21 protein-coding genes are annotated in these 19,686 nt (G+C 72.6%); 9 read left to right on the top strand and 12 right to left on the bottom strand.

The features are described 5' to 3' along the window. Nucleotides 1-46: 46 nt before the first annotated feature. From ACZ60X_RS26090 to ACZ60X_RS26080, 3 genes are all read right to left on the bottom strand, one after another. Complete coding sequence (locus tag ACZ60X_RS26090) at nucleotides 47-919, bottom strand: AraC family transcriptional regulator (RefSeq protein WP_469602981.1); 873 nt, start codon at nucleotides 917-919, stop codon at nucleotides 47-49. Between the two features lie 112 nt (nucleotides 920-1,031). Beyond that, nucleotides 1,032-1,271, bottom strand: a complete 240-nt coding sequence (locus ACZ60X_RS26085) for a DUF397 domain-containing protein (RefSeq protein WP_469602977.1) — start codon at nucleotides 1,269-1,271, stop codon at nucleotides 1,032-1,034. Further along, nucleotides 1,268-2,110 (bottom strand): helix-turn-helix domain-containing protein, encoded by an 843-nt coding sequence (locus tag ACZ60X_RS26080; protein WP_469602975.1) that lies wholly within the window; start codon nucleotides 2,108-2,110, stop codon nucleotides 1,268-1,270. The genes ACZ60X_RS26085 and ACZ60X_RS26080 overlap by 4 nt, the downstream gene beginning before the upstream one ends. Before the next feature lie 124 nt (nucleotides 2,111-2,234). Between ACZ60X_RS26080 and ACZ60X_RS26075 the strand changes: the two genes are divergently transcribed. Further along, nucleotides 2,235-2,633: a hypothetical protein gene (locus tag ACZ60X_RS26075; protein ID WP_469602973.1), complete on the top strand. Its 399-nt coding sequence runs from the start codon at nucleotides 2,235-2,237 to the stop codon at nucleotides 2,631-2,633. Nucleotides 2,634-2,686: 53 nt separating this feature from the next. On the opposite strand, the gene ACZ60X_RS26070 is transcribed toward ACZ60X_RS26075, so the two are convergent. From ACZ60X_RS26070 to ACZ60X_RS26055, 4 genes are all read right to left on the bottom strand, one after another. Then, the gene (locus tag ACZ60X_RS26070; protein WP_469602970.1) at nucleotides 2,687-3,040 is read right to left on the bottom strand and encodes a hypothetical protein; all 354 of its coding nucleotides are present in this window, start codon (nucleotides 3,038-3,040) and stop codon (nucleotides 2,687-2,689) included. Between the two features lie 118 nt (nucleotides 3,041-3,158). Beyond that, nucleotides 3,159-3,809: a hypothetical protein gene (locus ACZ60X_RS26065; RefSeq protein WP_469602968.1), complete on the bottom strand. Its 651-nt coding sequence runs from the start codon at nucleotides 3,807-3,809 to the stop codon at nucleotides 3,159-3,161. Nucleotides 3,810-3,870: 61 nt separating this feature from the next. Next, complete coding sequence (locus tag ACZ60X_RS26060) at nucleotides 3,871-4,566, bottom strand: GntR family transcriptional regulator (protein ID WP_469602966.1); 696 nt, start codon at nucleotides 4,564-4,566, stop codon at nucleotides 3,871-3,873. Nucleotides 4,567-4,695: 129 nt separating this feature from the next. Beyond that, the gene (locus ACZ60X_RS26055) at nucleotides 4,696-6,063 is read right to left on the bottom strand and encodes an aminotransferase class III-fold pyridoxal phosphate-dependent enzyme (RefSeq protein WP_469602963.1); all 1,368 of its coding nucleotides are present in this window, start codon (nucleotides 6,061-6,063) and stop codon (nucleotides 4,696-4,698) included. 191 nt (nucleotides 6,064-6,254) lie between these two features. Here ACZ60X_RS26055 and ACZ60X_RS26050 point away from each other — a divergent pair, with 191 nt between their 5' ends. Further along, the gene (locus tag ACZ60X_RS26050; protein ID WP_469602961.1) at nucleotides 6,255-8,144 is read left to right on the top strand and encodes a serine/threonine-protein kinase; all 1,890 of its coding nucleotides are present in this window, start codon (nucleotides 6,255-6,257) and stop codon (nucleotides 8,142-8,144) included. A 154-nt stretch (nucleotides 8,145-8,298) separates the two neighbouring features. Here the strand turns inward: ACZ60X_RS26050 and ACZ60X_RS26045 are convergent, their stop codons facing one another. After that, complete coding sequence (locus tag ACZ60X_RS26045; RefSeq protein WP_469602958.1) at nucleotides 8,299-9,048, bottom strand: SLATT domain-containing protein; 750 nt, start codon at nucleotides 9,046-9,048, stop codon at nucleotides 8,299-8,301. Between the two features lie 259 nt (nucleotides 9,049-9,307). Between ACZ60X_RS26045 and ACZ60X_RS26040 the strand changes: the two genes are divergently transcribed. Genes ACZ60X_RS26040 through ACZ60X_RS26030 form a run of 3 tightly spaced genes read left to right on the top strand, consistent with a single transcriptional unit; the run spans nucleotide 9,308 to nucleotide 10,958 of the window. Further along, the gene (locus tag ACZ60X_RS26040; RefSeq protein WP_469602955.1) at nucleotides 9,308-9,652 is read left to right on the top strand and encodes a YbaB/EbfC family nucleoid-associated protein; all 345 of its coding nucleotides are present in this window, start codon (nucleotides 9,308-9,310) and stop codon (nucleotides 9,650-9,652) included. Nucleotides 9,653-9,703: 51 nt separating this feature from the next. Further along, complete coding sequence (gene recR / locus ACZ60X_RS26035; RefSeq protein ID WP_469602953.1) at nucleotides 9,704-10,303, top strand: recombination mediator RecR; 600 nt, start codon at nucleotides 9,704-9,706, stop codon at nucleotides 10,301-10,303. Next, nucleotides 10,296-10,958, top strand: coding sequence for a DUF5063 domain-containing protein (locus ACZ60X_RS26030; RefSeq protein ID WP_469602950.1), 663 nt, complete (start codon nucleotides 10,296-10,298; stop codon nucleotides 10,956-10,958). The genes recR and ACZ60X_RS26030 overlap by 8 nt, the downstream gene beginning before the upstream one ends. Before the next feature lie 43 nt (nucleotides 10,959-11,001). On the opposite strand, the gene ACZ60X_RS26025 is transcribed toward ACZ60X_RS26030, so the two are convergent. Together ACZ60X_RS26025 and ACZ60X_RS26020 are read right to left on the bottom strand one after the other, a co-directional pair. Beyond that, nucleotides 11,002-11,544 (bottom strand): response regulator transcription factor, encoded by a 543-nt coding sequence (locus ACZ60X_RS26025; RefSeq protein ID WP_469602947.1) that lies wholly within the window; start codon nucleotides 11,542-11,544, stop codon nucleotides 11,002-11,004. A 214-nt stretch (nucleotides 11,545-11,758) separates the two neighbouring features. Further along, complete coding sequence (locus tag ACZ60X_RS26020) at nucleotides 11,759-12,487, bottom strand: sulfite exporter TauE/SafE family protein (RefSeq protein WP_469602944.1); 729 nt, start codon at nucleotides 12,485-12,487, stop codon at nucleotides 11,759-11,761. Nucleotides 12,488-12,705: 218 nt separating this feature from the next. On the opposite strand from ACZ60X_RS26020, the gene ACZ60X_RS26015 reads away from it, so the two are divergent. The 4 genes from ACZ60X_RS26015 to ACZ60X_RS26000 all read left to right on the top strand — a co-directional run bounded on the left by ACZ60X_RS26015 (nucleotide 12,706) and on the right by ACZ60X_RS26000 (nucleotide 17,850). Continuing rightward, nucleotides 12,706-13,977 (top strand): aspartate kinase, encoded by a 1,272-nt coding sequence (locus ACZ60X_RS26015; protein ID WP_469602942.1) that lies wholly within the window; start codon nucleotides 12,706-12,708, stop codon nucleotides 13,975-13,977. 16 nt (nucleotides 13,978-13,993) lie between these two features. Then, nucleotides 13,994-15,046 carry an aspartate-semialdehyde dehydrogenase gene (locus ACZ60X_RS26010; protein WP_469602940.1) on the top strand — a complete coding sequence of 351 codons (1,053 nt, stop codon included), beginning with the start codon at nucleotides 13,994-13,996 and terminating at the stop codon, nucleotides 15,044-15,046. Between the two features lie 382 nt (nucleotides 15,047-15,428). After that, nucleotides 15,429-16,112, top strand: a complete 684-nt coding sequence (locus ACZ60X_RS26005) for a SigE family RNA polymerase sigma factor (protein ID WP_469602938.1) — start codon at nucleotides 15,429-15,431, stop codon at nucleotides 16,110-16,112. A 70-nt stretch (nucleotides 16,113-16,182) separates the two neighbouring features. Beyond that, nucleotides 16,183-17,850, top strand: coding sequence for a hypothetical protein (locus tag ACZ60X_RS26000; RefSeq protein ID WP_469602936.1), 1,668 nt, complete (start codon nucleotides 16,183-16,185; stop codon nucleotides 17,848-17,850). Between the two features lie 17 nt (nucleotides 17,851-17,867). Here ACZ60X_RS26000 and ACZ60X_RS25995 read toward each other — a convergent pair whose 3' ends face one another. Both ACZ60X_RS25995 and ACZ60X_RS25990 read right to left on the bottom strand, forming a co-directional pair. Further along, on the bottom strand, nucleotides 17,868-18,665 hold the full coding sequence (locus ACZ60X_RS25995) for an SURF1 family protein (protein WP_469602933.1): 798 nt from the start codon (nucleotides 18,663-18,665) through the stop codon (nucleotides 17,868-17,870). A gap of 138 nt (nucleotides 18,666-18,803) precedes the next feature. Continuing rightward, nucleotides 18,804-19,586, bottom strand: a complete 783-nt coding sequence (locus ACZ60X_RS25990) for a class I SAM-dependent methyltransferase (protein ID WP_469603117.1) — start codon at nucleotides 19,584-19,586, stop codon at nucleotides 18,804-18,806. Nucleotides 19,587-19,686 lie beyond the last annotated feature (100 nt).

Raw genomic sequence — 19,686 nt, 5'->3', positions numbered from 1 at the left:
CTTCGCCGCTGGTACCCGCCCTCGCGGGCCCCGGCGGCGAACCGGTTCACCCGGTGGTGCGGACCACCGGGATCCACAGCTGTGCGTCGGACTGCGCCGGGTCGGACTGCGCCTGGCGGGTGCGCAGGATCTCCGGCCCCGGACGGTACTCGTACGGGTTGGACGGGATCCACTGGGCGGCCACGTCGGCCCACATCTGCTGCAGCGCCTGCGGGAACGGCCCGGTGTTCTCGAACACCGCCCAGGTGCCCGGCGGGCAGTCCAGCACGTCGAGGTCGTCGGGCACCTCGGCGGCCGCGGTCACCACGGCGTGGTAGTAGTCCAGCTCGCTGCCCTCCTCGAAGCCGTCCGACAGGCGCACGGTCGCCGACACCACGCCCTGCGGGTCCTGGTCCGACAGGGCGGCGATCCGCAGCATCGTCTCCGGCGGGATGCCCTTGACGTGCTCGGCGATGTGCGGGTTGACGCCCTCGTAGATCAACGGGACGCGGGCCTTCTTGCCGACGACCCGGAATGCTTCCTTCTCCACGATGCGGTATCGCATGGTGCTGTTCCCTTCGACGGTGAGTCGGAAGGACAGCCGGGGCTGCGAGTTCAGAGCCGCGCCGGTACGCCTGGCCTCGCCGGGACCGACACCGTGCACGGCGCGGAACGCCCGGGCGAACGCCTCCCCCGAGGAGTAGCCGTAGCGGACCGCGATCTCCAGCAGGGACGGTTCCCCGGCCAGCACGTCGGCTCCCGCGACGGTGAGCCGCCGGCGCCGTACGTACTCCGACAGCGGCATCCCCGCCAGCGACGAGAACAGCCGCCGGAAGTGGTACTCCGACGTGACCGTGATCCGGGCCAGCGCGGACACCTCGATGCTCTGGTCGAGGTGGTCCTCGATGTACTCCATGGCCTGGTTCAGCCGATCCAGCAACTCCGGCCTCCTTCCCTTTCGCTCACCCACGCTAGGAAGGACCAGGCCTACCGCACCCGACATCCTGTGCCCGCTCCGGTCGGGTGATGTGCCCTGGCCGGGGGCTCGGCGGTCACTTCGCGGTGTGCGTGAGGAAGCCGGCCCAGGCCGCGGGGGTCACGGTGAGGTGGGGTCCGGCGGGGTTCTTGGAGTCCCGGACGTGGACCTGGGTGGGGCAGGGGGCGACTTCGACGCACTGGCCGCCGCTGTCGTTGCTGTACGAGGACTTGCGCCAGGTGTAGGCGGTTTCGACGCAGTTGCCGCCACTGTCATTGCTGTAGCTCGACTTGAACCACCGCAGAGTGCTCGTCATGTCCGCTCTTCTCCTGCCAACTTCTGGATGAGGCTCAGCGAGTCTTCCGGGCTCAGTGCCTGTGTGCGGATCTTCGCATACCGGTGCGTGAGGTGGGCCACCTTTGCGGGATCGCTGACCAGCACACTCTCGTCCTCGATCTCCAGATAGACCACGTGGTGGTGTTCCTTGGTCACGACGAGCACCATGTCCCCTCGCGTGCCCGCGTGACTGCCCTTCAACCCCCGCTCCATGGGCAGTACTTGGATGCTGACATTGTCCCGCTCCGCGTCCTCGGCCAGCGAGTGCAGCTGGCCTCGCAACACCTCCCAGCCGCCGATCGGCCTTCGCAGTACCGACTCGTCCAGGATCAGCTCGATCATGGGCGTGGGCTCCGTACGGTCGAAGAGGGCCCTGCGAGCTATGCGGGCCTCGACCAGTTCCTCTACCTTCTCGTGCGGAAGCTTGGGGAACCCACCGCCGATCAGTGCCCGTGCGTAGTCCGATGTCTGGAAGAGGCCTGCGACCACGTACGTCTCGTACGACGCCAGCGAGACCGCCTCCGCCTCCATCAGAGCGAAGTTCTTGAACTGCGCCGGGTACTTGTCCAGCAGGATGTACTTGCGGGCCTTCTCGAAGAGCCCCATCCCGCCGCCGATCGACTGCTCCAGCCCCACCAGCATCTTGTCGCTGGCGGGCTGCGACAGCGTCTCCATGGCGCTGACGGCCGACGCCGTGTAGCCGATCTTCTTGCCCAACTCCTCCTGGGTCAGCCCCTGCTGCTCCCGCAGGGCCTTCGCCAGGGCGGCAACCATATGTGCTGTGCCGCTCGCTCCGTCCTTGTTCCCACTCCGCGCCATCGCGGTCACCCCCGGACTCAACCGAACTCAACCGGTCATCTCACCCTGCGTCGACTTCATACCGTCCCGAAAGGTCGACGCAGAGTTATAGAAGAAGCTAGCCCCCACCCCTGACACTGAGCCCATGAACACGCAAAGTCACCTGGCCGTGGAATGGATTCCCGCCACCGGCATCCAACTCCGCAAGGCAGGGGTCCAATTCGACGCCGTGCGGGTCGACGGGGATCTCGGGCGGTACGTCGCCGACGAACTCGCCCGTCTGACCGGGGGAGACCCCGGGCCGGTGGTCGAGACGGACGGCAGGCGCCGGGGGGTCTACTTCCTCGTGGCGCCGGGCAGTACGGCCCGTCATCCTTGGCCGGAACACGTGACCCGGCTGACGAGCGGGCCGTACCGGGTGTCGTACATCCCCGTGCCCGCGCTCGACGGGCCCACCTGGCCGCTCTTCTGGCGCTACCGGCCGACCGCGCCCGACCGGCTCGTGCACGCGCGGCTGCTGCACGGCCTGCTGCTCCCCTCGTGAGACGGGCCCGGTGCCCCGCCGTGGGGTACCGGGCCCGTCAGGAGCGGCTCAGGTCACTCGCCGGGGCGCTCGGGCTCGCAGAACCTGCCGAGGACGTAAAGGATCCCTTCCCGTGGACCGGCGTTCGAGTTTTCGCAGATCCAGCTCTCGCGTGGCCCGCCGGGGAACACGGGGACGATGATCCGCACCGGTCCGTCGAGCTCGCCCTCCACGGGCGCCCCGCTGCCCGCGATGCACTGCCTGCCGTGGATCCACGGCGGGAAGACCGGCGGGGCGGGCAGCCGCTCCGCGCAGGAGTACGTCGGGACGTCCTCCGCCGCCCCGGCAGGCGCGGCGCTGAAGAGTCCCGCCGTGGCGACCGCCGCGGTCGTGAGGGCGAGGCTCGCGAGGGTGCGATGCAGGCGCATCCACGTTCCTTTCGACGCGTCCGGTCTCCGGCGCCCGGACTGGATGCGCAAACAGTTACCGGCAGCACACCAAACGTGACAACGCCCTGGTCAACCCACCACCCTCCAAACCCCCTGCTCAGCTGAACACGATCATCGAGCCCTGGGCGAGTGAGCGGGTGGCCGCCGCGTGCAGGCCCAGCCAGACGTGGCGTTCGCGGGCGAAGGGGCTGGGGTCGTAGGGGGCCGGGACGGCCGGTTCCTCCAGCTCGGTCGGGCCCGCGGGGGGCGCCGGGGCGGCCGGGGGGTTGGCCGGGTCGATGCCGAGGGACGGGGCGACGTACTCCAGTTCGCGCAGGAGGCTCTGGGAGGAGCCCAACGGACCGCCGCTGGCGAGGAGTTCGTCGTTGGACAGCGGGTTCGGGAAGTCGACGGGGACGTACGCGCCCGCGTGGTCGTAGTGCCAGACCAGGTGCGACTGCTGGGCCGTGGACTCGAACATCTCCAGCAACTGCTCGTAGTCGCCGCCGAGTTCGCCCACCGGTGTCACCGGAAGGCCGCACGCCTGCAACAGGTAGGCGCGGCGCAGGAAGTGCAGGGCGTCGTAGTCGAAGCCGGCCACCGGGGCGACCTCGCCGTTCAGGCCCGGCATGTACTGGTACACCGGCACCGGGGGCAGGCCGGCCTCCGCCAGGGCCTTGTCGTACTGCGCGAGTTCGTCGGCGAAGGGGTTGTCCGGGGTGTGGCACAACACGTCCACGAGCGGCACCAGCCACAGGTCACAGGCCAAAGAGGGCTCCTCGCACACAGGACTCGCACACGGAAGGTCGTCAGGGCAGCGTACTGCTCGCTCAACCGTTGGTCAGGTGCTCCAGCAGGGCCAGGGAATGGGCGTTGGAGGCGGCGACGATGTCGTGGGCGGTCCCGGCCTCGCGGCGGGCCAGCGCGTCGACCAGGTCGGTGTGCCCGGCCCACAGGCGCCCGCGCAGGTCGGGCAGGCGCAGGAGGTGCTGCACCGCGCAGACCCAGGACTGGACGCGGAGGCGGTGCAGGAAGTCGCCCAGGTACGGATTGCCGAACAGGGCGCTCAGTTCGCGCCAGAAGCGCAGGTCGTAGCCGATGAGGATGGTGAGGTCGCCGGCCGTGGCGGCCCGCGCGGCCTCCTCGCCGCGGCGCCGGACGGTGGTGAGCGCGGCGGCCGTGCGCGGGTCCTCGGGCGGGGTGCGGAAGGCGGGGTGGCCGGTGGTGAGCGCCTGGAACATGCCGTCGGTGACCAGGCTGCGGGCCTCGATCATGTTCCGGTAGTCGGTGACGGAGTACTCCGGCACGCGGAAGCCGCGGTGCTGGTCGGCCTCCAGGATGCCCTGCGCGGACAGGTCGACCAGCGCCTCGCGCACGGGGGTGGCGGAGACGCCGTACTGCTCGGCGATCTCCTTGACCGTGAACGCCCGGCCCGGCCGCAGCCGCCCCGCCAGCACCTCGTCACGGAGCGCGTCCGCGATCTGCTGGCGCAGGGTGCTGCGGGTGACGGCGCCGTTGCCGGGCATGGTCGGGTCTCTCCTCGCGCGTAGATGACGTGCTCGCTGTCTCCTACGAAATGTCTTACGAGCACGTCACCTTACGCGTTCGAGTCCGCCCGGCGGCAGGCACGGTTCGGTCACGCGGGGTAGGCGGCGTCACACCGTGTACTCGTCGGCCACGCTCAGCGCGGCGTCGAGCGCGGCCAGGCCCTCCTTCAGCTCGGCCTCGGTGATGGTGCAGGGCGGGACCACGTGGGTGCGGTTCATGTTCACGAAGGGCCACAGGCCGTGCCGCTTGGCGGCGGCGGCGAAGGCGGCCATGGGGGCGGCCGCCTCGCCGGTCGCGTTGTACGGCACGAGGGGTTCGCGGGTCTCGCGGTTCCTGACCAGTTCCAGGGCCCAGAACATGCCGGTGCCGCGGACCTCGCCGACGCTGGGGTGGCGCTCGGCGAGGGCGGCGAGGCCGGGGCCGAGCACGGTGGCGCCGAGGTGCCGGGCGTTGTCGACCACGCCCTCCTCCGCCATCACGTTGATCGTGGCGACGGCGGCGGCGCAGGCCAGCGGGTGGCCGGAGTAGGTCAGGCCGCCGGGGTAGGGGCGCTTGCCGAAGGTCTCGGCGATCCTCTCCGAGATGGCGACGCCGCCGAGCGGCACGTAACCCGAGTTCACACCCTTGGCGAAGGTCATCAGGTCGGGCACGACACCGAACAGGTCGGCGGCGAACCACTCACCGGTGCGGCCGAAGCCCGCCATGACCTCGTCCAGGATGAAGACGATGCCGTGGCGGTCGCAGATCTCGCGGACCCCGGCCAGGTAGCCGGGCGGCGGGACCATGATCCCGGCCGTGCCCGGAATGGTCTCCAGGATGATCGCGGCGACCGTCCCCGGTCCCTCGAAGGCGATCGTCGTCTCCAGGTGCTCCAGGGCGCGCGCGGTCTCCTGCTCCTCGTTCTCGGCGTAGAAGCGGGAGCGGTAGAGGAACGGCGCCCAGAAGTGGACGACACCGGCCGCGGCGCCGTCGCTCGCCCAGCGGCGCGGGTCGCCGGTGATGTTGATCGCCTGCTGGGTGCCGCCGTGGTACGAGCGGTAGGCCGAGAGCACCTTCGGGCGGCCGGTGTGCAGGCGGGCCATGCGCACGGCGTGCTCGACGGCGTCGGCGCCGGCGTTGGTGAAGAAGATCTTGTCGAGGTCGCCCGGGGTCCGCTCCGCGATCAGCCGGGCCGCCTCCGAGCGCGCCTCGACCGCGAACGCGGGCGCGAAGGTCGTCATCGTCGCCGCCTGCTCCTGGATCGCGGCGACGACCCTGGGGTGCTGGTAGCCGATGTTGGTGAAGACGAGCCCGCTGGTGAAGTCCAGGTACCGCGTGCCGTCGTAGTCCCAGAAGTACGACCCCTCGGCGCCGGCGACGGCGAGCGGGTCGATGAGGTCCTGGGCCGACCAGGAGTGGAAGACGTGCGCGCGGTCCGCGGCCTTCACCGCGGCACCGGCGTCGGCGTTGGCTTCGGGATGGGGCTGAGGGGTCATGCCAGCGAGGGTAGATGTCCGCGATGCGGACGCGACATCGGCGACGTGTTCCGTGCGCGGGGGCATTCCGCGACACACTGTCGACGTCGACGGCCGCTCGGGTGGCCGACTTCGCAGGGGTGGGGAGGCCGACCCCGGTGTGGTCGCACTAGAGTCCCGTTGCCCGGACAGAGGGGGAGGCGGCGCGAGGCATGGAGAAGCTGGGGGCGGGGGATCCGCGGCGCATCGGAGGCTACCGGCTGCTGGCGCGGCTCGGGGGCGGCGGGATGGGGCAGGTGTACCTGGCCCGCTCGGACCGGGGCCGCACCGTCGCCGTGAAACTCGTCCGTGAGGAACTGGCCCGGCAGGAGGAGTTCCGGGCCCGGTTCCGGCAGGAGGTGGAGGCCGCGCGGCGGGTCGGCGGGTACTGGACCGCACCCGTCCTCGACGCGGACACCGAGGCGGCCGTGCCGTGGCTGGCGACCGGGTACGTGGCCGGACCCAGCCTGCAGCACGTCGTCGGCCGCGAGTACGGAGCGCTGCCCGAGCGCTCGGTACGGATCCTGGCGGCCGGGCTCGCGCACGCGCTGAAGGACATCCACGCGGCCGGGATCGTGCACCGGGACCTGAAGCCGTCCAACGTGCTGGTGACGATCGACGGGCCGCGCGTCATCGACTTCGGTATCGCCCGGGCGCTGGAGACGACCTCGAAGGGCGGGGAGGGGCTGACGCACACGGGGGCGCTGGTCGGATCGCCCGGGTTCATGGCGCCCGAACAGGTGCGCGGGGACCGGATCACGTCCGCGTGCGACGTCTTCTGCCTGGGCTCCGTGCTGGCGTACGCGGCGACCGGGGCACTGCCGTTCGGGGCCGCGAGCAGCGGGGCGCACGCCCTGATGTTCCGGATCGCCCAGGAGGAGCCGGATCTCACGGGGCTGCCGGAGGGGATCGCCGACCTGGTGCGGGAGTGCCTGCGCAAGGACCCGGCGGCGCGGCCCTCGCTGGACGTGATCCTGGAGCGGACCGGGGCGGAGGACACGGTGTCCGGGGGCCGGTCCCGGGACCCCTGGCTGCCGGGGGTGCTGGTGGCCCAGCTCGGCCGGCATGCCGTGCAGCTGCTGGAGGTGGAGGAGCCGTCGGGGACGGTCGCCGCGGCCGCGCCGCAGGCGGACCCGAGCCCGCCCGCACCCGCCGCGGCGCCCGCGCGGGAGGACGACCGGAGCGGGTCGCCCGAGCACGCCGCCGCGTCCGACGAGGGGGCCCCCGGCGAGGCCGGGGGCGAGAGCGCCGACCGGCTGCCCACCGTCGTGGCGGGGCAGGCGCCGGTGCCCGGCCTGCCGCCGGTGCCCGCGCCCCTGGCGTACGGGCAGGCCCAGCAGCACCCGCAGCAGGTGCCGCCCCACGTCCAGCCCCTCGGGGCGGCGCCGCCGAACACGCCGTACCCGCAGCAGACGTACTACGGCGGCGGGCTCGGGCCCACCCCGCCCTACGGGCCGACGCCTCCCGGCACGGAGGAGGAGCGGCGCAGCGGGCGGTCCACCGCGCTGCTCGTCGTGATCGCGCTGGTCGTGGCGCTGGGGGCCGGCGGCTCGGTGTACGCGCTGATGAACGGCGGCCAACACGCCCACGGCGGCGGGACGCAGAGCTCCGCGCCGACCGCGACCTCCGCGCCGCCGGACGGCGGTACCTCCGGCGGCCCCGGTCCCACCACCTCGCCGACCTCCTCCGCCTCCTCCCCCTCGGACGGGGCGATCCCGGCGGCGTACCTCGGCACCTGGCAGACGAGCATCGACAGCGCCGCCGGGTCCAACTCCCGGCGGCTGACCATCCGGCAGGGCCACGTCGGCGACAGCGTGCTGACACTGGTCGCGGACGGGCCGGCCGACGGCGGCGGGTCGTACCACTGCGTCTTCGAGGCCAAGCTCGCCGAGCGGCCGAGCGGGAACGGCCCGCTGGAGATCGGACCGTCCACCGTCAGCTCCGGCGAACCCGCCTCCTCCTGCACCCCCGGCGCGGCCACCGAGGTCACCCTGCAGCCCGACGGCACGCTGAAGCGGGAGCAGAAGGGCGGCGGGGAGAGCCTGACGTACACCAAGCAGTGACGGAACTCCTGCCTCCGCCGCAGCAGTTGAGCGACGGCTGGACCTCGCGTCGAGCACGGGCACGTCACCGCGGGCGGAGTTCGCCGGACGGTGCCGCGGCCGGCCGACGGCGCGCCGTGGCACCTTGCCGGTCGTGGCACGTGCGGCGGAGCGCTCAGCGCGGCTCCGGTGGGCGCTGCCTGGGCATGTTGGGGCGGGAGCCGTTCGCCGGCGGCAGGGGGAAGCGGCCCGCGACACCCCCCGGCTCCTGCCTCGGCACCGGCGCCACCGCCGTCTGGATGCCCAGTGGGGCCGAGCCGGTGCGGAACTCCACCATCCAGTCGGTCGTCTCCGCGCGCACCAGTTCGGTGACGTCCTCGCAGAAGCGGCGCAGCACCGTCAGGCACCGCTCGGCGGCCTCGCTCGCCGTGCCCTCCGCCGGCCCCAGCACCTCCCGGATGCTCTCGGAGGCCCAGTCGAACTGCAACGCCTGGAGCCGGCGCTGCACGGCCTGGGCCGTGGCGACGTCCCGCATCCAGCCGGAGGTCACACCGAAGTACCGGTCGGTGCCGACGCACGCGACCGCCAGCAGCAGGGCCAGGCAGCCCCACGGGGCCACCCCGTGCGCCACCCCGGTCAGGTCGAGCAGCGGCAGCGCCGCGCCGACCGCCGCGCCCGCCGCGGCGCCGGTCCGCAGCACCCGCGCCGCGCGCCGCTTCCACACCCGGTCGCGCAGGTACCAGCACGCCGTCTGGAGCGCCCCGCGCTCCACCCACCGGTACAGCTCGTCCAGCCGCTCGGCGGGCTCGCCCCAGTCCCCGAGCGGGAGGGGCCGCCCGGCCAGATCGCCCGGCCGCAGCCCGGCCGCACCCTCGCCCCGCCCGTCCTGAGGCGGACCCTCGGGCTGCATCTCCGGCTGACCCACCCGGCACTCCCTACTGACCACGACCGACCACGTCGCGTGGCGTTCCCTTGACGTTCCCTGCCGATCCCTGCCGACGCGCGGCACCCTTCCTACCGCCCAATGGGTGGCGAAGAGCGGGCTTCGCCGACTTTTCCGCCCGGAAGGAGGCCTTGATCAGGTATAGGCCGCGTGGGCTTCTCACTCGAAAGAGTGGCGGGGCGACGGGGGCGTGGACCACGTAGGCTCATGCACAGCGGAGAAAAACGTAGAGGAGCTGATCGTGTTTCCCGGTGGTGGCCAGCCCAACATGCAGCAGTTGCTCCAGCAGGCCCAGAAGATGCAGCAGGATCTCCAGCGGGCGCAGGAGGAACTGGCGGACACCGAGGTCGACGGGCAGGCGGGCGGCGGTCTGGTGCGCGCCACCGTGACCGGCGCGGGTGAGCTGCGGGCGCTGAAGATCGACCCGAAGGCGGTGGACCCGGAGGACACCGACACCCTCGCCGACCTGATCGTGGCGGCCGTGAAGGCGGCCAACGACAACGCGCAGGCCCTCCAGCAGCAGAAGCTCGGCCCGCTGGCCCAGGGCCTCGGCGGCGGCACGGGCATCCCCGGTCTGCCGTTCTGAGCCCGGGGCAACTACGGTACCTACCGAAAGGTCTCCAGGAAGGGCGGTTCGGTGTACGAAGGCGTGGTCCAGGACCTCATCGACGAACTGGGGCGGCTGCCCGGCGTCGGTCCCAAGAGCGCGCAGCGGATCGCCTTCCACATCCTGCAGGCGGAACCGACGGACGTGAAGCGTCTCGCCCACGCCCTGATGGAGGTCAAGGCGAAGGTCCGCTTCTGCGCGACCTGCGGCAACGTGGCACAGGAGGAGCTGTGCGGCATCTGCCGTGACCCGCGCCGCGACCCGTCCGTGATCTGCGTCGTGGAGGAGCCGAAGGACGTGGTCGCCATCGAGCGCACCCGTGAGTTCCGCGGCCGCTACCACGTGCTCGGCGGCGCGATCAGTCCGATCGAGGGTGTCGGTCCCGACGACCTGCGTATACGAGAACTTCTCGCGCGGTTGGCCGACGGGACGGTCACGGAGCTGATCCTGGCGACGGACCCGAATCTGGAGGGCGAGGCGACGGCCACGTATCTCGCCCGGATGATCAAGCCCATGGGCCTGAAGGTCACCCGCCTGGCCAGCGGCCTCCCGGTGGGTGGCGACCTGGAATACGCGGACGAGGTCACACTCGGGCGCGCCTTCGAGGGGAGACGACTCCTAGATGTCTGACGCCACACTGCACGCGACCGGTCACGACCCGGACGACTTCGCGGTCCAGATCGCGGACCAGATCGAGAGCTTCCTGGTGGCCGTGACGGAGGTGGCGAGGGGGGACGAGCCCGGCTCGACCGTCCCCTTCCTCCTCCTGGAGGTCTCCCAGCTCCTGCTGGCCGGCGGCCGCCTGGGCGCGCACGAGGACATCGTCCCCGACGAGCGCTACGAGCCCGACCCGGGCCCGGAGGCGGACGTCGACGCACTCCGCGAGAACCTCGCCCGCCTCCTGGAGCCGGTCGACGTCTACTCGGAGGTCTTCGACCCCTACGAGCCGCGCACGGCCCCGGTCCCGGCCCGCATCTCCGACGACCTGGCCGACGTCATCGCCGACCTGCGCCACGGCATGGCCCACTACCGCGCCGGCCGCACCACGGAAGCGCTGTGGTGGTGGCAGTTCTCCTACTTCTCCAACTGGGGCCCCACCGCCTCCGCCGTCCTGCGCGCCCTGCAGTCCGTCCTCATCCACGTCCGTCTCAACCAGCCCCTGGAGGAACTGGACGGCCTGGACACCGACCAGGCGACCATGGGCGACGAGACCCTGGAGTTCGAGGCGGGCCGCGTCATGGCGGAGGAGATCGGCGGACCGCTGGGAATCCGGCAGGGGAAGTAGGGCCGCGCCGGGTCACCCCTCGGGGCGTCGGGGAACGAGCACGTCAGCGGCCGGTGACCAGCCGGAAGCCGATGTCCCGGACCCGCTCCAGGGTGAGGGCCGGCGGGAGTTTGGCGCGCAGGGACGTCATGTGCGCGTCCAGGGGCTCCGTCAGGCCGGGAAGGCGGGAGAGCCGGGCGCGGGTCAGGACGCGGTCCCGGTGGGCGAGGAGAAGGGCGAGGAGGGCGCGTTCCGGATCCGTCAGGCCCAACTCGTGGGCAGCCAGGTCGACTTCCGGCGGACCCGGCAGGGGAAGGCGTACGGTCGCCTGGATGCGGTCGGCGATCCGGGCGGCGTCGAAGGGCGGGAACACATGGTCGTCCGCGCCCGCCTCCAGGGCCGTCACACGGTCGCGCTCCGTGCGGACGAGGGCGATCAGGGCGGCGGCGGTGCGAGAGCGCAGGGTCCGGCAGGCCGGGAGGGATGCGGAACCGACGATGACCACGTGGTGGCCGGCGTCCGGCTCGCTGCCGTGGTCCACCTCGTGGCCGTGCGCCCGCAAGGCGTCGGCCAGCGTCTCGTCGTCCTCCAGCAGCAGTACGCGCACCCCTCGCACCTTAGGCCCTGTCGGCCTAGTGCCCGGGCAGGCGACGTTCGCCCCGTCGCGACGCCCGGCACGCTCCCCCGCTGCGCGGGAGGTGCCCCCACTCGCCGCACCGGCCGAAAGCCCACGTACGCCCAGTACGAGGACTTCCGGCCGGCACGCCGACAGCACGCACCGGACGCCGCTCCGTGACGGGCAAACGTTGCCTGCGGGGACACTAGCCGCCGGGCCGCAGTCCCCACACGCCCTTCGTCATCGCGGTCGCGCCGCCCAGCAGGGCGAGGAGAAGGACCAGGTCGCGGGCTCTGCGTTCGGGAACGTGGGTGGAGATCGCGCCCCCGATCACGGCGCCCAGGATCATCGCCGCGGCCGTCACGATCCACTGGGGCGCGGTCAGGTGCGGGGTGCCGTTCGCGGCGATCGAGAAGGCGTTGACCGCCACGCCGTAGAACTGGGCGTTGGGCACGAACTCCCGTACCGTCCAGCCCGCGTTGAGGGCGTACAGGGACACCGGCGGACCGCCCACGCCCGCCGCCGCGTTCATGAAGCCGCCCAGCGCCCCCGCGGTCACCGCTCCCCTGCCGCCCCGCAGGGCGGCCACCCGAGCGCCGCGCAGCACGAGGAGGACCGCCGCCGTCACCAGCGCGCCCATCGTCAGCAGCAGGTACGGGCGCGGGAGCTGACGGGTCGTCCAGGCGCCCAGCGGGACCGTGGCGGCCGCCGCGAGGCACAGCGGGACCATCGCCGCCGGGCGCACGCGGCGCCAGCCGCCCGCCAGGCCCACGACGCTGATCGCGCCGGCCGCGCAGTTCGCGAGGACGACTCCCTGGGCGGGCCCGAGCAGCAGCACCAGCGCCGGTACGGCGACCAGGGCGAAGCCCATGCCGGTCAGCCACTGGACGCATCCGCCGAGCAGGATCGTCCCCGCCAGCAGTATCTCCGTCATGCCCATGTCCGCCCCCTGCTCATGTCCATGCCCCGCCCACGCAGGCGATCATTGTGACCCGGGGCACTTTCCCGCGTGGTCCGGCCAACCCTGGGCAGGTACCGGAACCGAGCGTCCCGGTGTCCGCCTGCCGATGTCTCACCATGCGGGAGCAGGGTGGTGGAATTCGGGCGCTCGTTAGACTGAGCCGACACAAACGAACCGAGCGAGGAGCGCACGTGGGCCTTGTCGTGCAGAAGTACGGAGGCTCCTCCGTAGCCGATGCCGAGGGCATCAAGCGCGTCGCCAAGCGGATCGTGGAAGCGAAGAAGAACGGCAACCAGGTTGTCGTCGTCGTTTCCGCGATGGGCGACACGACGGACGAGCTGATCGATCTCGCCGAGCAGGTTTCTCCGATGCCTGCCGGGCGTGAATTCGACATGCTGCTGACCGCCGGAGAGCGGATCTCCATGGCCCTGCTGGCGATGGCGATCAAAAACCTGGGCCACGAGGCCCAGTCCTTCACCGGCAGCCAGGCCGGCGTCATCACCGACTCGGTCCACAACAAGGCCCGGATCATCGACGTCACCCCGGGACGCATCCGGGAGTCGCTCGACAAGGGCAACATCGCGATCGTCGCCGGGTTCCAGGGCGTCAGCGCCGACAAGAAGGACATCACCACGCTGGGCCGTGGCGGTTCCGACACGACGGCCGTGGCGCTCGCCGCCGCGCTGGACGCCGAGGTCTGCGAGATCTACACCGACGTCGACGGCGTGTTCACGGCCGACCCGCGTGTGGTGAAGAAGGCGAAGAAGATCGACTGGATCTCCTTCGAGGACATGCTGGAGCTGGCCGCGTCCGGCTCGAAGGTGCTGCTCCACCGGTGCGTGGAGTACGCCCGCCGCTACAACATCCCGATCCACGTCCGCTCCAGCTTCAGCGGACTGCAGGGCACGTGGGTCAGCAGTGAGCCGATTGGGGACAAGCAGGTGGAGCAGGCCATCATCTCCGGTGTCGCGCACGACACCTCCGAGGCCAAGATCACGGTCGTCGGCGTGCCGGACAAGCCGGGTGAGGCCGCCGCGATCTTCCGGACCATCGCCGACGCCGAGATCAACATCGACATGGTCGTGCAGAACGTGTCCGCCGCCTCCACCGGCCTGACGGACATCTCCTTCACGCTGCCGAAGACCGAGGGCCGCAAGGCCATCGACGCGCTGGAGAAGAACCGGCCGGGGATCGGCTTCGACTCGCTGCGCTACGACGACCAGATCGGCAAGATCTCGCTGGTCGGCGCCGGGATGAAGACCAACCCGGGCGTGACGGCCTCCTTCTTCGAGGCGCTGAGCGACGCCGGCGTGAACATCGAGCTGATCTCGACCTCCGAGATCCGCATCTCGGTCGTCACCCGCAAGGACGACGTGCCGGAGGCCGTCCGTGCCGTGCACACCGCCTTCGGGCTCGACTCCGACACCGACGAGGCCGTCGTCTACGGCGGCACCGGCCGATGAACCGGGGCACCCGCCGATGACCGGCAAGCCGACGCTCGCGGTCGTGGGGGCGACCGGGACGGTCGGCGCTGTGATGCTCCAGATCCTGTCCCAGCGGGCGGACATCTGGGGCGACATCCGCCTGATCGCCTCCCCGCGCTCGGCCGGCCGCAAGCTGACCGTGCGCGGGGCGGAGGTCGAGGTGACGGCCCTGACGGAGGAGGCCTTCGACGGGGTCGACATCGCGATGTTCGACGTGCCGGACGACGTCGCCGCAGAGTGGGCGCCGGTCGCCGTCGCGCGCGGCGCGGTCGTCGTCGACAACTCGGCCGCCTTCCGGCTGGACCCCGAGGTGCCGCTCGTGGTGCCCGAGGTCAACCCGCACGCCGTACGGATGCGGCCGCGCGGGATCGTCGCCAACCCCAACTGCACGACCCTGACGATGATCGTCGCCCTGGGCGCGCTGCACGCCGAGTTCGGGCTGCGCGAGCTGGTGGTGTCGTCGTACCAGGCGGTGAGCGGGGCCGGGCGGGCCGGCGTGGACACGCTGCGGGCCCAGCTGTCCCTGGTCGCGGGGACGGAGCTGGGGACCAGCCCCGGTGACGTACGGCGGGCCGTGGGCGACAACACCGGTCCGTTCCCGGAGCCGGTCGCGCTGAACGTCGTGCCGTGGGCCGGCTCGCCGCGCGAGGACGGCTGGTCCTCGGAGGAGATGAAGGTCCGCGACGAGGCCCGCAAGATCCTCGGGCTGCCGCAGCTGCCGGTCGCCGTGACGTGCGTCCGGGTGCCCGTGATCACCACGCACTCCCTGACCGTCCACGCCCGCTTCCAGGGCGAGGTCACCGTCGACGGCGCCCGCGAGATCCTCGCCACCGCACCGGGCGTGGTGCTCTACGACGACCCGGGCGCCGGTGAGTTCCCGACGCCCGCCGATGTCGTGGGCACCGATCCGACCTGGGTGGGGCGGGTGCGGCGCGCGCTGGACGACCCGACCGCGCTGGAGCTGTTCGTGTGCGGCGACAACCTGCGCAAGGGCGCCGCGCTGAACACCGCGCAGATCGCCGAACTGGTCGCCGCCGAGCTGGGCTGACCGCCCTGCGCCCGCTCGCTGGGCCGCGTTTGTAGGATCTGGGTAAGAAGTGTGTCAAGGAGCATGGTCCGGACCACTTGAACCAGGCCGTCCGGCGACAGAAGATCTGCCGTACGGCACAGAGGATCACCAGAGGATTTTTTTCTCCCCGCCCTCCGCAACCGCTTGCGGGGCGGGGCGCGTCTTTGCGGTCACCCTTGCGGGGCCTGGGGGGCGAACGATCCTGACGTGGGGACGTCGTGGCGGGGGCGTGGGGACGCCCCGGCCACTTGGGACATAGGGGAAGAGCGGGACGCATGACGGCTCTTGTGGCACCGCCGGTGGTCGCACATGTGACGCCCGGCACGTACAACCCTGGCGGGGCGAGACGTGTCCAACAGGCGTGGCAGAGGTACTCGAACTCAGCGCGGCCCGCGGCACCGCGGCGCTCCGGCCGCCCCGTGCGGTGCTGCGGCCCCGCACGCCCGGCGGCATGCCGGTGATCGCGCCCATGCCCGCCGCGCGGCCCGCCCGCATACCCGGTCAGCGTGACGGCTCCGACGAGACCACGGCGGCCGCGGCGCCCGAGGTCGCCGGGACGACCGTCGACCACCTCACCGAGACCTACCGAGCCCACTACCGCTCGCTGCTGGGCCTGGCCGCGCTGCTCCTGGACGACACCGCCTCCTGCGAGGACGTGGTCCAGGAGGCCTTCATCCGGGTGCACTCCGCCCGCAAGCGCGTGCGCGACCCCGAGAAGACCCTGGCCTACCTGCGCCAGACGGTCGTCAACCTCTCCCGCTCCACGCTGCGCCGGCGCATCCTCGGCCTGAAGCTGCTCTCCAAGCCGATGCCCGACATGGCCAGCGCGGAGGAGGGCGCCTACGACCAGCTGGAGCGCCGCGATCTCATCAAGGCGATGAAGGGCCTGCAGCGCCGCCAGCGCGAGGTCCTGGTCCTGCGCTACTTCGCCGACATGACCGAGGCCCAGGTCGCCGAGACCCTCGGGATATCCCTCGGCTCCGTGAAGGCGTACGGCTCCCGGGGCATCGCCGCGCTGCGGGTGGCCATGGCGGCACCGGCATGAGCGAGCGAGGGTCGGTATGAGGCGGCACGAAGACGACGAGCACACGCAATCGCACGCAGGGAACGGAACTGTGAACCACGGCCCCCGAGAGAACGACCCCGCGGGGCAGCACCACCCGGAGGCGGCCGCGGAACCGGCCGTGCGCGAGGAGCCGGGCCCGGACAAGCGGCCCGTCTCGGGTGCGGGGACCGGCTTCGACGAGGCGCCGGGCTCGGGTGCCGCGGCTGTTCCGGGCAAGCGGGACGGCTCGGGCGAGCGGCCGGGCTCGGGCACGGGGCTGGGCCGGGACGAGGCGCTGGGCTCGGGTGCGGTGCCGGGCGTGACCGCGGGGCCAGGTCCGGGCGACGGTCCGGGTCCGGGCGAGCGGTCGGCGTCGGGTTCCGGCGAGCGGTCGGATCTCGGTGTGCGGTCCGGTTCGGGCGGGGAGTTCGGCCTGGGCGCGGGGCCGGGCTCTGGCGAGGGGCCTGGTCGGGGCGAGGCGCTGGGCTCGGGTGCGGGGGCCGGCCTGGGTGACGGGCCCGGTTCCGGCGAGCGGTCGGATCTCGGTGTGCGGTCCGGCTCGGGCGGCGGGCGCGGCTTCGGCGGCGGGGGGTCCGCGGGGCTCGGGGCCGGCCTGGACAGGCTCGCGGCGGAGCTGGGCGGGCTCGGCTCGGGGCGTGACGGGGCCGGTGACGGCCTCGACGAGGCCGGGGACGACGAGGTCGCCCTGCGGCGGATGCTGCGGTCCGCGGTCGACGGTATCGAGCCGCGGGCCGGTTCGCTGGAGCGGTTGCGGCGGGCCGTGCCGGCCCGGCGGGCCCGCAAGCGGCAGGCCGTCGTCGGGATGGCCGCCGCGGCCCTCTTCATCGGCACCGCCATCCCCTCCCTGGTACACGTCTCGACCTCGGCAGGCTCCGACCCCGACACCGCCATGGCCGGCCAGTCCTCCCAGGCCCAGGGCGGCTCCGGGCAGGACAAGGCCGACGGCGGCGGCACGGACGGTACGACGCAACCGGGCGGTACGGGCGCCAAGCCCGGCAAGCAGCCCGGCAGGGGCGGCGAGAAGGGCCGGAGCGGCAGCGGTTCCACCGGCTCCGCGGGTGGCGCGGACCCGAGCGCCAGCACCGCCGCGGGCGGCGTCCCGACGTGTACGGCCACGCAGCTCGGCTCCGCCACCGGCAGCGCCGTCGCCCCCGACTCCGCGGGCGTGGTCTACGGCATGTTCCGGGTCACCAACACCTCCCGCACCGCCTGCACCGTCGGCGGCGTCGGCACCATCACCCCCACCGCACAGGGCGCGGCCGACCAGGCGAAGATCACCACCGTCCGGCACGCGGCCGGTGACCCGGCGTCCGGTCTGCCCGACCCGACGCTGGAGGTGTCCGGACTGGTGCTCCAGCCGGGCGCGGCGTACGAGGAGAAGTTCGCCTTCGTCCCCTCGGAGACCTGCCCGACCGCCGGCGGGGGCACCACCACCGGCGGCGGCACGACCGGCTCCGCCGGCGGCGCGTCACCGACCCCGTCCCCCAGCCAGGAGGCGGGAGCCTCCAGCGGCTCGGCCACGGGCTCCGGTTCGGGCGCGGGGACGGGGTCCACGACGTCGGGTGCGACGACCCAGCTCGTCACCGACCAGGGGACGGCCGAGGGAAGCGTCGTGATCACGCACACCGCGCAGGGCGGCTCCCCGTCGGCCTCGGCGACCGTCCCCGGGGAGTGCGCCGGGACCGTCTACTACACCGGAGTGCTGGCGGGGTCGTGACCCCCGCCGGAGTGTTCCTACGGGGCGCTCACCGGTGCCGCAGCCGCCTGCTCGTCGTCCGGTACCAGGCCCAGCGCGGCGTCCCGTACCGCCTCCGCCTCTCGCCGCAGCAGGCGGAACCACATGAAGACCACGAAGCCCGCGAAGACGAACCACTCGCCGGTGTAGCCGAGGTTCTGGAAGGCCTTCAGGTCCAGGCCGGTGCCCGCCGGGGCGGTCGCGGGGACGGCCTTCATACCGGAGTCGGCCTTGTCGAGGGTGATCCAGGCGTCGTACAGCCGGTACGGCACCATGTTCACCAGCGACGCGGAGCTGATCGCGGCGGTCTGGCCGGCCGGGAGGCCGCCCTGGGCGCTGACCCCGTTGTCGCCGGGCGTCTCGGACGCCTGGAGCGCGCCGGTGACGGTGACCTCGCCGGCCGGCGGGGCCGGGGCCTTCGCCGCGTCCGCCGTGCCCGGCAGCCAGCCCCGTACCACCGGCAGGGCCTTGCCGGAGTCGGTGCGCAGCAGGGTGAGGACGTAGAAGCCGGTCCTGTCGTCGAGCCGGCGGCCGGGCACCAGCAACTGCGTGCCGTACCGCCCGTGCGCGCTGACCCGGCGGCCGGACGTCGCCTTGTCCACGGGCAGCATCGTGTCCAGTGGCTGCGCGGCCTCCCGCTGGTCGGAGGCGGCCTGCTCGGTCGCGGTGCGACTGTCGTGCACCCGCCCCTCGAACCGGCTCAGCTGCCACGACCCCATGAAGATGCAGAACGGGATGGCGAGCAGCACGAAGACGTTGATGCCCCACCAGCGGGGTGTCAGCAGAAAGCGGTACACGCCCTCCACGGTACGGCGCCGCCGCCGGCCGCCCGTCCGCGGGTCGGCCCAAGCCCGGTCGGCGGGTCGGCCCAAGCCGCGCCCGCGGATCGGCCCAGGCTCCGGCATGCCGGCCCGGTTTCCGGCGGGCCGGCCGCCTCAGCCGTCCTTGCCCGCCTTCAGCGAGTAGATGAGCGGGATGCGCGGGTGGCCGGGCGGGAAACGGTGGTAGCCGTCCCTGACCTCGAAGTTCTCGAACCGGGGGAAGAGCGACACGTCGTGCTCGTGCAGGAACTCGACCCGCAGGCCGGCGGCGGCGAGCGCGGAGACGACGTCGCCGAGCGTGTGCTGCCACTGCACGCTGCGGTTGTGGACCGTCCGGGCGTCCGGGTCGGCGTAGGTGCCGGGTTCGTCCCACACCTGGGCGTCGCGGTGGAAGTAGTCGCGCACGATCCGCGTACCGGTCGCGTCGTCCAGGGACTCGGTGACCGGGTGGAACTCGGCGAGGTAGAGGAAGCCGCCGGGCGAGACCAGGGAGGCGGCCGTCCGCGCCCAGCGGCGAAGGTCCGGCAGCCAGCACAGCGCGCCGAGCCCGGTGTAGACGATGTCGTACGACTCCTCGGGCACCGCCCGCGGCGCGTCGTAGACGTCGGCCGTGACGAAGGCGGCGCGCTCGGGGCCGTGTCCGAGGTCGGCGGCGAGCGCGCGGGCGGCCGCCACGGCCGGGGCGGAGAAGTCCAGGCCGACGACGCGGGCGGCGCCGCGCCGGGCCCAGGAGAGGGTCTCGGTGCCGATGTGGCACTGGAGGTGGAGGAGCGTCCTTCCGGTGACGTCGCCGACCTCGGTCCTCACGAAGTCCGGCAGCACGTCCGGGCGGGCCCGGAAGCCGTCGAGGTCGTAGAACGCGCCCCCGACATGGATCGGGACCCTTTCGTCCCACATGGCCCGGTTGTCCTCGCGCCAGTTCGACGGGGCGGACGCGGAGGCGCTCTCCGCGGGACTCTCTGCGGTCATGATCCGAAAGTTATCCACAGGCTGCGGA

This window comes from Streptomyces sp. NPDC104106 (genome assembly GCF_055584345.1).
Note: the sequence above shows the minus strand (reverse complement) of the source record. Positions and strands in the feature narration are given on the sequence as shown.

Excerpts from the sequence above, each read along its gene's own strand:
- ACZ60X_RS26085 (WP_469602977.1), bottom strand. The coding sequence starts at position 1,271 with ATGACGAGCACTCTGCGGTGGTTCAAGTCGAGCTACAGCAATGACAGT.
- ACZ60X_RS26080 (WP_469602975.1), bottom strand. The coding sequence starts at position 2,110 with ATGGCGCGGAGTGGGAACAAGGACGGAGCGAGCGGCACAGCACATATG.
- ACZ60X_RS26075 (WP_469602973.1), top strand. The coding sequence starts at position 2,235 with ATGAACACGCAAAGTCACCTGGCCGTGGAATGGATTCCCGCCACCGGC.
- ACZ60X_RS26070 (WP_469602970.1), bottom strand. The coding sequence starts at position 3,040 with ATGCGCCTGCATCGCACCCTCGCGAGCCTCGCCCTCACGACCGCGGCG.
- ACZ60X_RS26060 (WP_469602966.1), bottom strand. The coding sequence starts at position 4,566 with ATGCCCGGCAACGGCGCCGTCACCCGCAGCACCCTGCGCCAGCAGATC.
- ACZ60X_RS26055 (WP_469602963.1), bottom strand. The coding sequence starts at position 6,063 with ATGACCCCTCAGCCCCATCCCGAAGCCAACGCCGACGCCGGTGCCGCG.
- ACZ60X_RS26050 (WP_469602961.1), top strand. The coding sequence starts at position 6,255 with ATGGAGAAGCTGGGGGCGGGGGATCCGCGGCGCATCGGAGGCTACCGG.
- ACZ60X_RS26030 (WP_469602950.1), top strand. The coding sequence starts at position 10,296 with ATGTCTGACGCCACACTGCACGCGACCGGTCACGACCCGGACGACTTC.
- ACZ60X_RS26020 (WP_469602944.1), bottom strand. The coding sequence starts at position 12,487 with ATGACGGAGATACTGCTGGCGGGGACGATCCTGCTCGGCGGATGCGTC.
- ACZ60X_RS26010 (WP_469602940.1), top strand. The coding sequence starts at position 13,994 with ATGACCGGCAAGCCGACGCTCGCGGTCGTGGGGGCGACCGGGACGGTC.
- ACZ60X_RS25990 (WP_469603117.1), bottom strand. The coding sequence starts at position 19,586 with ATGTGGGACGAAAGGGTCCCGATCCATGTCGGGGGCGCGTTCTACGAC.